This is a genomic window from Pseudomonas sp. GW821-FHT09C09, from assembly GCF_059418105.1.
The window spans coordinates 296,038-308,687 of the sequence record NZ_JBWKPF010000006.1; the positions used below are offsets into that span (position 1 = coordinate 296,038).

General features: G+C 60.9%; 13 protein-coding genes. 9 read left to right on the plus strand and 4 right to left on the minus strand.

Annotated elements, in window-relative coordinates:
* Positions 1 to 50 precede the first annotated feature (50 nt).
* Positions 51 to 458, minus strand: coding sequence for a hypothetical protein (locus tag AC07NR_RS20805; protein ID WP_248739058.1), 408 nt, complete (start codon positions 456 to 458; stop codon positions 51 to 53).
* A gap of 336 nt (positions 459 to 794) precedes the next feature.
* On the opposite strand from AC07NR_RS20805, the gene AC07NR_RS20810 reads away from it, so the two are divergent.
* Positions 795 to 1,058: a hypothetical protein gene (locus AC07NR_RS20810; protein WP_495079342.1), complete on the plus strand. Its 264-nt coding sequence runs from the start codon at positions 795 to 797 to the stop codon at positions 1,056 to 1,058.
* A gap of 113 nt (positions 1,059 to 1,171) precedes the next feature.
* On the opposite strand, the gene AC07NR_RS20815 is transcribed toward AC07NR_RS20810, so the two are convergent.
* Both AC07NR_RS20815 and AC07NR_RS20820 read right to left on the minus strand, forming a co-directional pair.
* A complete protein-coding gene (locus tag AC07NR_RS20815) occupies positions 1,172 to 2,221 on the minus strand; it encodes an NAD(P)-dependent alcohol dehydrogenase (protein WP_085708518.1) in 1,050 nt (349 codons plus the stop codon).
* Between the two features lie 98 nt (positions 2,222 to 2,319).
* Entirely contained in the window at positions 2,320 to 3,237 is a 918-nt protein-coding gene (locus AC07NR_RS20820) for a LysR family transcriptional regulator (RefSeq protein ID WP_119429207.1), read from the minus strand.
* 125 nt (positions 3,238 to 3,362) lie between these two features.
* Here AC07NR_RS20820 and AC07NR_RS20825 point away from each other — a divergent pair, with 125 nt between their 5' ends.
* The 8 genes from AC07NR_RS20825 to AC07NR_RS20860 all read left to right on the plus strand — a co-directional run bounded on the left by AC07NR_RS20825 (position 3,363) and on the right by AC07NR_RS20860 (position 11,518).
* Positions 3,363 to 4,121 (plus strand): 5-oxoprolinase subunit PxpA, encoded by a 759-nt coding sequence (locus AC07NR_RS20825; protein WP_495079343.1) that lies wholly within the window; start codon positions 3,363 to 3,365, stop codon positions 4,119 to 4,121.
* Between the two features lie 89 nt (positions 4,122 to 4,210).
* On the plus strand, positions 4,211 to 4,456 hold the full coding sequence (locus AC07NR_RS20830; protein ID WP_114882361.1) for an acetyl-CoA carboxylase: 246 nt from the start codon (positions 4,211 to 4,213) through the stop codon (positions 4,454 to 4,456).
* Between the two features lie 10 nt (positions 4,457 to 4,466).
* On the plus strand, positions 4,467 to 5,840 hold the full coding sequence (locus tag AC07NR_RS20835) for an acetyl-CoA carboxylase biotin carboxylase subunit (protein ID WP_495079344.1): 1,374 nt from the start codon (positions 4,467 to 4,469) through the stop codon (positions 5,838 to 5,840).
* Positions 5,837 to 6,709: a 5-oxoprolinase subunit B family protein gene (locus AC07NR_RS20840; RefSeq protein ID WP_248743551.1), complete on the plus strand. Its 873-nt coding sequence runs from the start codon at positions 5,837 to 5,839 to the stop codon at positions 6,707 to 6,709. Before AC07NR_RS20835 ends, AC07NR_RS20840 begins: the two co-directional genes overlap by 4 nt.
* Positions 6,706 to 7,680, plus strand: coding sequence for a 5-oxoprolinase subunit C family protein (locus AC07NR_RS20845; RefSeq protein ID WP_495079345.1), 975 nt, complete (start codon positions 6,706 to 6,708; stop codon positions 7,678 to 7,680). Before AC07NR_RS20840 ends, AC07NR_RS20845 begins: the two co-directional genes overlap by 4 nt.
* 111 nt (positions 7,681 to 7,791) lie before the next feature.
* On the plus strand, positions 7,792 to 9,114 hold the full coding sequence (locus tag AC07NR_RS20850; RefSeq protein ID WP_495079346.1) for a purine-cytosine permease family protein: 1,323 nt from the start codon (positions 7,792 to 7,794) through the stop codon (positions 9,112 to 9,114).
* 180 nt (positions 9,115 to 9,294) lie between these two features.
* Positions 9,295 to 10,347: an alpha/beta hydrolase gene (locus tag AC07NR_RS20855; RefSeq protein ID WP_495079347.1), complete on the plus strand. Its 1,053-nt coding sequence runs from the start codon at positions 9,295 to 9,297 to the stop codon at positions 10,345 to 10,347.
* Between the two features lie 19 nt (positions 10,348 to 10,366).
* Positions 10,367 to 11,518 (plus strand): (R)-mandelonitrile lyase, encoded by a 1,152-nt coding sequence (locus tag AC07NR_RS20860; protein WP_495079348.1) that lies wholly within the window; start codon positions 10,367 to 10,369, stop codon positions 11,516 to 11,518.
* A gap of 6 nt (positions 11,519 to 11,524) precedes the next feature.
* Here AC07NR_RS20860 and AC07NR_RS20865 read toward each other — a convergent pair whose 3' ends face one another.
* Entirely contained in the window at positions 11,525 to 12,418 is an 894-nt protein-coding gene (locus tag AC07NR_RS20865) for a LysR family transcriptional regulator (RefSeq protein WP_423205467.1), read from the minus strand.
* Positions 12,419 to 12,650 lie beyond the last annotated feature (232 nt).

Here is a 12,650-nt window from a genome sequence, read left to right on the forward strand (position 1 = left end):
GGTGTGGGGGGAAAGATCAATGAGCTGAAACGCCTGGCGGCTCAATGGTTTTACTGAGCCTGGGCATTCATTTTTTTAGCGATGATCGTGACGCCTTCGGTATAGCTGTAACCGTAGCCATAGCCGTACCCCCAACCGCCGCCCTCGGCCAGGTTTCCTGAGTTGTGTGCTTCTTTGTATTTGAATTCGTAGTTGTATGCACCGGAAAGGATCGGGAGGATGGATTGAACTTCGTAGCCTTCTTCGTTGAGGCGACTTACCGCTTCATTGATGTCCTCGTTCAAACGCTGGCCATCGATCTGTGAGTCGGACCAGCCGGTCTGCCGCCACTCGATGACCTTCTCCATCTCCTCTTTTTCGCCAAAAAGCCCTTTCTTCATCCGGCCAGTCGGTACTTTGACTTCCACGTTTTCGCCGATCGGGCAAAAGAAGGCTTTTACGTAAATCGCTTTGTTCATGAAATTCCTTTCCGCAAAAAACTCGGGTCCGCAAGACCTTAGAAGATGATTGATATCCTTTTGATATCAAAAGGCTACTTCAAATGGAGTGATCTTGGAAAGCAATCCCGGGTTTCGCTGACGGCGTCTGGTACGCGCTGAGTCGGATGGCGTGCCTTGTCCGCCACTACGGCGAGGCCTCGAAGGCGCCACCAGTGCGTGGAAATGGTTCCATGAAATGATCTGGAAGTGGATCTCGTGGAGGGGCCAATCAATCCCTAAGATTCTTCTGCAGCCTATGAAAACAACCGATTTTTCATTACTTCAGGAGGGTCTCCCGCAGGGGGATTCATTGTCATGACGCCAGTCAGCAGCTATCCATTCGCCTGGAAACTCGCGGCCACTATTTTGTCGGTCGCCACGTTGTCCGGCTGCGAACCACCCACCCGGGCGGACTTCATTAAATATCCGACCTTGAGGCAAAAGTGGGCAATGATCTGCGATGCCCGCAGTCATGCAGCGGAAATAAACGTTGAAGGGTGCAAGCATTTGCGCGATTGGCAGGCGGCCAGTCAACAACCGGTACTGGACAACCTGATGAATCAGAATCTGGGTAAATGAACGGTCCCGAAGCGATTTCGGCAACAGAGAGGGGGTGGTCCAGCGGTCATCCCGGGGCATTGAAGCACCCGGGATTTTCATTGTTACTTTGACGCGTTTATCGAGCCCGGCGCTCAGCCCGCCAACGTCGCGTTATCAATCACGAACCGATACTTCACATCGCCCTTGAGCATCCGCTCATAGGACTCGTTGATCTGATCCGCGCGAATCAGTTCGATGTCGGACACGATGCCGTGCTCGGCACAGAAATCCAGCATCTCCTGGGTCTCGGGAATGCCGCCGATCATCGAGCCGGCGATGGTGCGGCGCTTCATGATCAGGTTGAACACGTTCGGCGATGGATGCGGCGAGGCGGGCGCGCCAACCAGTGTCAGGGCGCCGTCGCGCTTGAGCAGCACCAGGAACGCATCGAGATCGTGAGGGGCGGCGACGGTGTTGAGGATGAAGTCGAAGCTCTTGGTGTGCGCGGCCATTTCTTCCGGATTGCGCGACACCACCACTTCATCGGCGCCCAGTGCTTTCGCCGCTTCGCGCTTGGATTCCGACGTGGTGAACGCCACCACGTGTGCACCCATCGCATGGGCCAGTTTGATGCCCATGTGGCCCAGGCCACCGATGCCGACCACGCCGATTTTCTTGCCCGGCCCGGCGTTCCACTGACGCAGCGGCGAATAAGTGGTGATGCCCGCGCACAGCAGCGGTGCGACGGCGGCCAGTTGCGCTTCGGGGTGGCGGATGCGCAGCACATAACGCTCATGTACCACGATGTTTTGCGAGTAGCCGCCGAGGGTCCAGCCGGGGGCGTCCGGGGTCGGGAAGTTGTAGGTGCCGATCATGCCGTCGCAGTAGTTTTCCAGGCCGGTTTCGCAGTCTTCACAGTGTTTGCAGCTGTCGACGATGCAACCGACGCCGACCAGATCGCCGACCTTGTATTCGGACACATGGGCACCAACCGCCGAAACGCGGCCGACGATTTCGTGTCCCGGGACGCAAGGGAATTGTGTGCCGGCCCACTCGGAGCGCACCTGATGCAAGTCGGAATGGCAGATGCCGCAGAAGGCGATGTCGATCTGGACGTCATGGGCCGCAGGGGCGCGGCGATTGATCTGGATGGGCTCAAGGGGTTTGTCGCCCGCGTGGGCACCGTAGGCTTGTACAAGCATGGGAACGTCCTCGATGGATCTGTCGGACAGTCATCTTCCCGCTCCGAACCTGCATTCCGTTAGTGCATTCCTATCGAATACTTGCCTGATCCTGTGCGTCAGCGCCGTGCAGAAAGTTGCTGCGGAGCCAGGAACGCATCGTGGAAGTAATTGCGCAAGGCCTGCATCGCCGGGCTGAATTCGCGCTCGCGGTGCCAGGCCAGGCCGACGCTCATCGGGGTCACCTTGTCGGTGATGGTCAGGGTCTCGATGCGCTTGCCTTCCAGCGACCAGGGGCGGTGCACCAGGTCCGAGAGAATCGCCACGCCGCTGCCATTGGCGACCATGCTGCGCACGGCCTCTACAGAACTGGTACGTACCCGCACGTTGGGTTGCTGGCGGGCGTTCTCCCAATAACGCATGGCACTTTGTTCCGCTTCATCCACGGTCAGCAGGATGTAGGGTTCCAGCGCGACATCCGCAAGGCTGACGGCCGAGCGCTCACAGAGTGGATGGTGGCTGGGCAGCCACAGACGGCGTTCGGAGTTGAACAGGGTTTCCGAAACGATGTCGGGGTGCGTGAGGTTCGCGGTAAGCACCACCGCCATATCGAATTTGCCTTCCAGCAATCCCTGTTCGATGGCCTGCCGTTCCTGCTCGTGGACCTCGATGGCGACGTCCGGGTGCCAGTGCTCCAGCCGTTGCAGATGATGCGGCAGAAAATAGCCGATCACCGTGTAGCTCGCGGCCAGGCGAATCAGGCCGCTGGCGCGGATGTCGGGTAGCGGGCTGTTCAGCGCGTCGTCGACGCTGCGCAAAATCACGTAGGCGCGGTTCAGGAAGTGCCGACCGGCATCCGTCAGGCTCATGCCTTGTGCCGAGCGCTGGAACAGCAACGTGCCGAGCATGCCTTCCAGTTCCTTGATCGCCGTGGTCACCGCCGACTGGGAAATATTCAAATGAATTGCTGCCTGGGAGATCTGCCCGATCTCCGCGGTGGCAACGAAGTAGCGAATCTGACGCAAGGTCAACGACATGGGTGTTCCTGTTTTTCAGGTATCTGTTTTTCAGAAGATACCCTATCTGTTAATAGATCTTCCCAAGGGGTTGGCGGGAATTTAACGTGGCCTGCATGAAGTCACAAGGGTCAGGAGCAAGGGTTATGCAGGCAGTAGATTTCAACTCGGACATGGGCGAAGGCTTCGGCCCGTGGACCATCGGCGATGGTGTCGACAACGAACTGATGGCGTTCATCAGTTCCGCCAACATCGCCACCGGTTTCCATGCCGGGGATCCCGGCACCATGCGTCGCACCGTCGAGCTGGCCAAGCGTCTGAAGGTCGGCATCGGTGCGCATCCGGGGTTTCGCGATCTGGTGGGTTTCGGTCGCCGACACATCAATGCACCGGCTCAGGAGCTGGTCGACGACATCCTTTATCAACTGGGCGCACTGCGCGAACTGGCGCGGGTGCAGGGCGTGACGCTGCAACACATCAAGCCTCACGGCGCGCTGTACATGCATCTGGCCCGGGACGAAGAAGCAGCGCGTCTGCTGGTAGAAAACCTGCAACGGCTGGAACCCGGTCTGTTGCTGTATTGCATGCCCGATTCGGTCATCTGGCGTGTCGCCAAAGAGCTCGGCCAACCGGTGGTTCGCGAATTCTATGCAGACCGCGAATACGACCTGAGCGGCTCCATCGTCTTCACCCGCAATGTTCGCGCCTACGATCCGGAACTTGTCGCCGCCCGTGTGCTGCGCGCTTGCCAGGAGGGCGTGGTGCGCACCGTCGAGGGTGAGGATCTGGCGATCGAGTTCGACTCCATCTGTCTGCACAGCGATACGCCGGGTGCTTTGGCGCTGGTCGAGGCCACCCGCAATGCGCTCGATGCCGCCGGGATCGAGGTGCGCCGGCCTCGCTGAATAAAAACGAAACACCCGGCACACAGACGCCGGTGTTCAAACATCGATTTTTTGCCTGCCTTTCTACAACTATTCCAAGAGGAACAGACATGGCCGAACACACTGTCATTACCCCGTTACCCGGGACTTTCTACCGAAAGGCCACGCCTGATTCGGCGAATTACGTCGAGGTCGGCGATCCTGTCAGCGCCGACACGGTGATTGGCCTGATCGAAGTCATGAAGCAGTTTTCCGAACTGACCGCCGGGACGGCGGGGCGCCTCAGTGCCTTTCAGGTTGAAGACGGTGATCCGGTGGAGCCGGGTCAGGTCGTCGCTACGCTTGATAGCGAGTGAGGGCGTGAACATGACTCAACCTATTCGTAAATTGCTGGTCGCCAACCGTGGCGAAATCGCCGTGCGCATCATCCGTGCGGCCAAGGCCCTGGGCATTCCCACCGTTGCCGCGTGCAGCGAGGCCGATATCGACTCTCAGGCCGCACGCCTGGCCGATGAAGTGCATCTGCTGGGGCCGGCCCGTGCCGATAAAAGCTACCTGAACATCGAGGCGTTGCTGGGTGCCCTGCAAGCGACGGGCGCCAATGCGGTTCACCCTGGGTATGGTTTTCTGTCCGAGAACGCCGGGTTTGCCGAAGCCGTGATTGCCAGCGGCGCGATTTTCGTCGGGCCGGACCCAGACACGATCCGGCGCATGGGTGACAAGGCCGAAGCGCGGCGTACTGCCCAGGCGGCAGGTGTTCCAGTGGTGCCGGGTTCGCCGGGCGAGCTGTTTGATGTCGAGTCGGCGCTTCGGGCGGCCGAGTCGGTCGGTTACCCGTTGCTGATCAAAGCCTCGGCCGGTGGCGGCGGGCGGGGTATTCGCCTGGCAGAAAATGCCGCGCAATTGAGTGAAGAATTTCCCCGTTCGCAGCGCGAGGCACAGGCCGCTTTCGGTAATGGTGCGGTGTATCTGGAGCGCTTTATCGCCAAGGCCCGGCACATCGAAGTACAGGTTCTGGGCGACGGGAAAAACGCCGTGCACCTGTTCGAGCGCGAGTGTTCGCTACAGCGCCGGCGTCAGAAAATCTTTGAAGAAGCACCGTCGCCCGTACTGAACGCGCAGCAGCGGGAGGCACTCTGCGCCAGCGCCATACGCTTGACCGAATCCCTCGGCTACAAGGGGGCGGGCACGCTGGAATACCTGTATGACGATGTCACCGGCGAGTTCTTCTTTATCGAGATGAACACCCGAATCCAGGTGGAACACCCGGTCACCGAACTGGTCACCGGCATCGATCTGGTGCAGGCGATGCTGCGAATTGCCGGTGGCGAACCACTGGGCCTGAAGCAGAGTGACATTCGTCTGAATGGCGCGGCCCTGCAAATGCGCTTGAATGCCGAAGACCCGGCCCGGGATTTTTTCCCCAGCCCCGGTCTGGTCGAATCGTTGGTCTGGCCGCAAGGCGAAGGCGTTCGTGTGGACACCCACCTGTATGAAGGTTATCGGGTGCCACCGTACTATGACTCGCTGTTGGCCAAGCTCGTTGTGCATGGGCCGGATCGCTCCACAGCCCTGGCGCGTGCCCGGACAGCGGTGGCGCAAACCGTGCTGACCGGCATGGCCAGCACCTTGTCGCTGCACGCTGAACTGCTGCAACAACCGTGGTTGCAAACCGCCGACTTTCATACCGGGACGCTGGAAAACTGGCTGTCCGCACGCCGCAGCGGAGGTGAAGCATGAGTCGTCCGATCCGCTACAGCTTCGGTGCCGATGAGCATCTGTTTGCCGAAGTCAGTGAAAGCATGTCCCTCGAGGCGTTTTTCAAGGGCATGGCGGTCACCCGCGCCGTGGAGCGGTTGAAACTCGATGGCGTACTCGATGTGTGTCTGGCCAACGCATCCTTCCAGATCCGCTTCGATCCGGATCGCATTGCGCCGCAGGCCTTGCTCGAGGCGGTGCAGGGCGCCGAGGCAGAAGCCGTTGCCGAGCGCACATTGCAGACCCGGATCATTGAGATTCCGGTGCTGTACAACGATCCCTGGACCCACGAAACGCTGATGCGTTTTCGCGACCGGCACCAGGACCCGAGCGCTACGGATCTGGAATACGCCGCGCGCATCAATGGCCTGGCGGACGTCGATGCGTTCATTGCGGCTCATAGCGGTGCGCCATGGTTTGTCTCGATGGTGGGGTTCGTCGCCGGTTTGCCCTTCATGTTCCAGATGGTCGAACGCGAACGTCAGTTGCAGGTGCCCAAGTATCTGCGTCCACGTACCGACACGCCGAAACTGACGCTGGGTCACGGTGGTTGCTTCGGTTGTATCTACTCGGTGCGTGGCGCCGGGGGCTATCAGATGTTCGGTGTCACACCGGCCCCCATCTACGACCCGCAGCAATCGCTGGCGTACCTGAAGGAGCACATGGTGTTTTTCCGTCCGGGTGACATTGTGCAGTTCAAGCCAATGGATCGTGCAGCGTATGACCAGGCCGTTGCAGAGGTGGAGGCCGGGCATTTCGATTTGCGGATCCGGCCGGTGGAGTTTTCACTGGATGCGTTTCTCGCCGACCCGGTCGGCTATCCCGTGTCGCTGCAGGAGGTGCTGGCATGATCAAGGTACTCAAACCCGGTCTCGCCACGTCGGTTCAGGATCTGGGCCGCGAAGGTTACTACCACCTCGGCATCCCGCCGTCCGGCGCGCTCGATCAATATGCGCTGAGAGCGGCCAATCATCTGGTCGGTAACGCGGCGGATTGCGCCGCGCTGGAATGTACGTTGCTGGGCCCTGAGCTGGCGTTTCAGCAAGACGCACTGGTCGCGGTGTGTGGCGCGCACATGGCGCCTCGACTCGATGGTGTGGAAATGCATCACGCCACCGCGTTCGCGGTGAAGGCCGGCCAGGTTCTGCGTTTCGATTTTCCCAAGGCCGGTGCCCGGACTTATCTGGCGGTGGCAGGCGGAATCGACGTGCCGCTGGTGCTGGGCAGTCGGTCGACTTATGCGCTCGGGGCGTTGGGCGGTTTTGCCGGACGCCGCTTGATCGCCGGAGACGAATTGCCGGTGGGCAACGCCAGCGGCAAAGGGCGTGTCGGGGCCAGTCTGCCCATGGCGCTGCGCCAGTCACTGGGCGGTGAGATCACGCTGCGCGTGGTGCCGGGGCTTTATTACGATCGCCTGACCGACGCGGCAGCGAAGAGCTTTTTCGCCGAGCCGTGGACCGTCGGATCGGAAGCGGACCGCATCGGCTATCGCTTCAAGGGCGGCAGCGCGCTGGACTTCCAGCCGCGAGAGCAACCCTTTGGTGCTGGCTCCGATCCGTCGAACATCGTTGACAGCTGCTACCCGATCGGCTCGATTCAGGTACCTGCCGGCCTCGAACCCATCGTGCTGCATCGCGATGCCGTATCGGGTGGCGGTTACGCCATGATCGGCACTGTCATCAGTGCCGACCTGGATCTGATCGGCCAGATGCAGCCCAACCAGAAGGCTCGTTTTGTGGCGGTCAGCCTCGACGAGGCCCAGGACGCACGGCGTTCCTACAAGAAAAAACTCAGCTGCCTGAGCAAGCTTTTCCCTTCCTGACTCTGCCCGCCGCACCGCGCGGGCCCTGCCACACGCCAGGCCAACGCCGCACTTCGGTGCGGTGAAGGCTGCCCGCGCTTCAACCTTTGACTGGTTCTGGAGTACACGCATATGGCTGCTTTATCGCAATCGAGTCAAACCGGGCAAGATCCGGCCCATCATCCCGTATCCGCCGAAGCCCGCATGGGCCGACTGTCTCTGACCATGGCCTGGTGGGCCGTGTGCAGCGCCATGTTCTACATCGTGGTCGGCGCTTCGCTGGCCTTGTCTTTCGGCGCACGCAATGCGCTGATCGGGATGGTGCTGTCGGTGATCAGTTACGGGCTGGTCAACAGCGTGCTTAGTCGTTTCGCCATGCGCAGCGGCTGGTCGGTTGCGTTGTTTTCAAGCGTGTTATTCGGCCGGGCCGGGGCATGCCTGGCCACGTTGATTTTCTTTTCGACGGCGATTTACTACGCCGTGTTCGAAGGATCGGTGATCGCCGTGGCGCTCAATCACCTGTACCCGGAGCTGGTCTATCCACTGGCTGCCCTGCTGGTGGTGCTGTACAGCGTGCCGATGATTCTGGGTAGCGTGCAGCACTGGCTGGACAAGCTCAACGGCGTGTTGTTGCCGGTGTACCTGGGCGGTTTGCTGGTGGCGGTCGGGCTGTCGATCAGCCGTTATGGTTACCAGCCGCAATGGCTCGATTTCGGCCCGGCAACCCCCGCGACCTTCGGCTGGTGGGACTGCTTTGTGGCCTATATGGGCGTCTGGATCCTGATGCTGTTCACCTTCGACTACGCCCGTTTCGGCAAGCCGCAGGACGCTCAGTATCATGGGCGCTGGAACTTCGGCATGCCGTTCTATGCCGTGACTTTTCTGCTCAACGGCGCGGCAGGCATCTATCTGGTCAGCAGTATTCCCCATGAAGGCACGCTGAACGAAGTCTCTGTGGTGATGGCAATTCTGCAGTTGATGGGGCTGTGGGGCCTGCTGTTCGTCTGGGCCACGCAAACCCGGATCAACACCGCCAACTACTATCTGGCGACCCTCAACATGCAGGCATTCTTCGGTCGTTTCGGCATACGCGGTTCGTACCTGCTGTGGGCATTGGTGGTCGGGGTGATCGTGTACGGCTTGATGCTCGCCGACGTGTTTTCCTACTTGCTCAAGGCATTGGCGTATCAGGGCATTTTTGTGGTCGCCTGGGTCGGTGTGGCATTGGCGCAGATTGTCTATGGCAGCAATGACGAAGGTGCACTTGAACGCAGCCCGGCGTTCAATCCGGTCGGCCTGATGGCGTGGTTCGCCGCTACGGCGCTGGGGTTGTTGCTGATGTGGACGGGCGGTGTTCCCGGCAGTTTTTCTGCGCCGGCGACGGTGCTGCTCGCGTTCGGCTTGCAGGCCGGGCTTGCCTATCGGCATCGGTGGGTAGGGCAGAGGGCAAGTTGAGAGGATCAGCGTTGGCCCGCTCGACGGCGGGCCAGCGTCGCGAGTGCATGATCAGGAAGCCGAACGTCGAACTTATGTGATTCTGATATCAGTGCTATCCAATTAGTGCCGTTTATCAATCAATCGTCGAAGGGTAGTTTGCATCTCCATACCGTATTGATGGAAAGGAGGGGGCAAACGATGCGAACCACGATGAAGGCCGGCGTGCTGGCCGCGATGATCGGAATGTCGGGCGCTGAGGTCGAGGCGGCGGATTACCGGCAGAACCCGTTCACCTTGACCTACGGTGGCGCGATCACCCGTAACGAACCGGGCAAGGTCAACATTCACCCGGTGACCTACACGCTCAATGGCCTGGCCATTTCCGCCAACGTCTACACCCCCGCGAACTACGATCCGGCCCGGCACTATCCCGCCGTTGTCGTCGCGCACCCCAATGGCGGGGTGAAAGAGCAGGTTGCCGGTCTTTATGCTCAGCGTCTGGCCGACCAGGGCTACATCACGATCACGGCGGACGCGGCCTATCAGGGCGCGAGCGGGGGCGAGCCGCGCAATATCGACAAACCGGCCAACCGCGTCGAAGACATTCACGGCATGGCCGACTTCATCGCCAGCTACCCCGGCGTCGACACTGCCCATCTCGGCTTGCTGGGCATCTGCGGCGGTGGCGGCTATTCGTTGAAGGCTGCGCAGACCGACAAACGCTTCCGCTCGATTGCCACGGTGAGCATGTTCAATTCCGGGCTGGTGCGCCGCAACGGGTATCAGGATTCGCAACTCGACACCATCCAGCAGCGCTTGCAGCAAGCCTCGGCCGCCCGCGCCCAGGAAGCCGCCGGCGGGGAAATCCAATACATCGGCGATGCCAAACTGACCGACGAGCAGATCGCCAAATTGCCATTCGATCTGTACCGCCAGGGCTTCGAGTATTACGGCAAGACCCACACGCATCCCAACTCGACTTTCCGTTACACCCTCAGCAGCCTGCTGGACCTGATGAGTTTCGACGCGACGGACCAGATCGAACTGATCGACAAGCCGTTGCTGATGATCGCCGGCAGCAAGGCCGACAGCCTGTACATGTCGGAGCAAGCCTTCGCCAAGGCTACCGGGACCCAAGACAAGACGCTGTTCAAGATCGACGGCGCCACCCACATCGAAACCTATTGGGTGCCGGCCTACGTCGACGTCGCCATGCAACAGCTGACGGCGTTCTACGCCCGAACTCTCTGATTCGAAGGAAGCCATCTTCATGAACAAAACCTTGTTGGGCCTCGCCATGTGCGCGGCCACCCCTTTTGCCAGCGCTGCCGAAGTCGCGGGCGGCGGCAGCGAGCCGTCGAGCGCGCAACAGATCCGTCGTGCGGGGTCTCAGGCGTCATTCGTGGGGCCTGAAGATTATTTCTCCGGTCGTGTGCGCGTCGATCCGTTGTTCAACGACACGGGCGAAATCAATGCGTCCGGCGCTTACGTGACGTTCGAGTCGGGCGCCCGGTCAGCGTGGCACACCCATCCCGCCGGACAGCGCCTGGTGGTGATTTCCGGTGTCGGGCAGACCCAGGAATGGGGCAAGCCTGTGCAGGAGATTCATCCCGGCGATGTGATCGTCTGCCCGCCGGGCGTCAAGCATTGGCATGGCGCCGCGCCCAACAGCACCATGACCCATCTGGCGGTGACCGGCTCGGTGAACGGCAAGAATGTGGAGTGGCTGGAGAAAGTCACCGAAGATCGGCCGGTGCCGCCGACAGCACCGGCAGAAGCCGCCGTCTCCGAAGTGTTGTCCGCGCGGCAGCAGGCAATTGTGCCGATTGGCGCGGCCATGGCCAGCAGCAACATGCCGCGTCTCAACAGCGCATTGAACGAAGGGCTGGATGCCGGGCTGACCGTCAGCGAGGCAAAGGAAATCCTGGTGCAACTGTATGCCTACGCCGGTTTCCCACGCAGCCTCAATGCGCTGGGCGAATTGATGAAAGTGGTCGAGGCCCGCAAGCAACGGGGCCTTCACGATGAACCGGGGCGCGAACCCGGTCACGCTGTGGCGACAGGCGACGCCTTGCTGGCAGTGGGCAAGGCCAATCAGACCCGTATCGCCGGGGCGCCGGTTCAGGGCCCGTTGTTCGACTTCGCGCCGGTCATCAACCAGTTTTTGCAGACGCACCTGTTCGGCGACATTTTCGAACGCGACAACCTGGACTGGCAAAGCCGCGAACTGGCTACGGTTTCAGCCTTGGCGGCTACGCCCGGGGCCGAATCGCAGTTGCGTTCGCATGTCGCGGCCAGCCTGCGGGTGGGCTTGAGTGCTGCACAATTGCGTCAGTTGACGCAGGTGTTGACCCGACACGGAGAAGTGGAAGCGGCAGGGCGTGCCAGCGAAGCTCTGGAAAAACAACTGGCCCAGCCCTGAGCTGCGTCAGCCGCCATAGCGCAACGCATCGCGCAGCAAAGTGAAGGCGGGTGAACTCTGGCGCCGGCTGGGGTAGTAGAGGTGATAGCCGGAAAACGGCTCGCACCAGTCGGCGAGCACCCGGATCAACCGGCCCTGTGCGACATGCTCCTGCACCAGGTCTTCCGGCATGTACGCCAGCCCCAGCCCCTGGAGCACGGACTGCAGGCGCATGGCAATGTTGTTGAACACCAGTTGCCCCTCGACTCGCACATTCAGGGTTTGCCCGCTCTTCTCGAACTCCCAGAGCAGCAGGCTGCCATGGGTCGGCATGCGCAGGGTGATGCAGTTGTGTTCCATGAGGTCGGGTGGAATCAGCGGTTTGCGGTGGCGGGCGAAGTAGGCCGGGGAACCGACCACTGCCATGCGCATGTCCGGCCCGATGCGCATGGCGATCATGTCCTTGGCCACCTGTTCGCCCAGCCGCACGCCGGCGTCGAAGCCTTCGGCGACGATGTCGGTCAGGCCATAGTCGACGATGATCTCGATATTCAGGTCGGGGTTGTCGGGCATCAACCGGGCGAGGGCGGGTTGCAGAATGGTGATCGCCGAATGCTCGCCAGCGGTGATGCGCAGTTTGCCGGCCGGTTTGTCGCGAAACTCGCTGAGCAAGGCCAGTTCGTGATCGATCTCCTCGAACCGCGGCGCGATCACGCGCAACAGATGCTCGCCGGCCTGGGTCGGAGAAACACTGCGCGTGGTGCGCGCGAGCAAGCGCACACCCAGACGTTCCTCCAGTTGACGCATCGCCCGGCTCAAGGCCGGTTGCGACATGCCCAGTTTCGCCGCCGCACGGGTGAAGCTGCGCTCTTGCGCCACCGCCGAAAAGATCGCGAGCAGGTCGTAGCTTTCAACGGACATTGATGCGCCCCTGTTATGAACTGCTGGCGATTATGCCATCAGCCATAACAATCGGCCGACTCTAAAAAACTGCGCGACGGCTCAGGTCAGGTCGATTTTTTACGCATTCTTTACGGTGGAGGATTGGGTTCGCATCGATACTGGCCGCGTTTTTTTGACCGCACCTGAGCCTTGTATTCCTGAAGGCCCCGGTCCGCGTATTGCCCAAGGATGGCATGCCACTACTTCCCGC

Bases quoted from the DNA above. Each gene is read 5' to 3' on its own strand.
- AC07NR_RS20840 (WP_248743551.1), top strand. From the start codon at position 5,837: ATGAGTCGTCCGATCCGCTACAGCTTCGGTGCCGATGAGCATCTGTTT.
- AC07NR_RS20835 (WP_495079344.1), top strand. From the start codon at position 4,467: ATGACTCAACCTATTCGTAAATTGCTGGTCGCCAACCGTGGCGAAATC.
- AC07NR_RS20820 (WP_119429207.1), bottom strand. From the start codon at position 3,237: ATGTCGTTGACCTTGCGTCAGATTCGCTACTTCGTTGCCACCGCGGAG.
- AC07NR_RS20855 (WP_495079347.1), top strand. From the start codon at position 9,295: ATGCGAACCACGATGAAGGCCGGCGTGCTGGCCGCGATGATCGGAATG.
- AC07NR_RS20845 (WP_495079345.1), top strand. From the start codon at position 6,706: ATGATCAAGGTACTCAAACCCGGTCTCGCCACGTCGGTTCAGGATCTG.
- AC07NR_RS20815 (WP_085708518.1), bottom strand. From the start codon at position 2,221: ATGCTTGTACAAGCCTACGGTGCCCACGCGGGCGACAAACCCCTTGAG.
- AC07NR_RS20810 (WP_495079342.1), top strand. From the start codon at position 795: ATGACGCCAGTCAGCAGCTATCCATTCGCCTGGAAACTCGCGGCCACT.
- AC07NR_RS20805 (WP_248739058.1), bottom strand. From the start codon at position 458: ATGAACAAAGCGATTTACGTAAAAGCCTTCTTTTGCCCGATCGGCGAA.
- AC07NR_RS20825 (WP_495079343.1), top strand. From the start codon at position 3,363: ATGCAGGCAGTAGATTTCAACTCGGACATGGGCGAAGGCTTCGGCCCG.
- AC07NR_RS20860 (WP_495079348.1), top strand. From the start codon at position 10,367: ATGAACAAAACCTTGTTGGGCCTCGCCATGTGCGCGGCCACCCCTTTT.
- AC07NR_RS20830 (WP_114882361.1), top strand. From the start codon at position 4,211: ATGGCCGAACACACTGTCATTACCCCGTTACCCGGGACTTTCTACCGA.
- AC07NR_RS20865 (WP_423205467.1), bottom strand. From the start codon at position 12,418: ATGTCCGTTGAAAGCTACGACCTGCTCGCGATCTTTTCGGCGGTGGCG.
- AC07NR_RS20850 (WP_495079346.1), top strand. From the start codon at position 7,792: ATGGCTGCTTTATCGCAATCGAGTCAAACCGGGCAAGATCCGGCCCAT.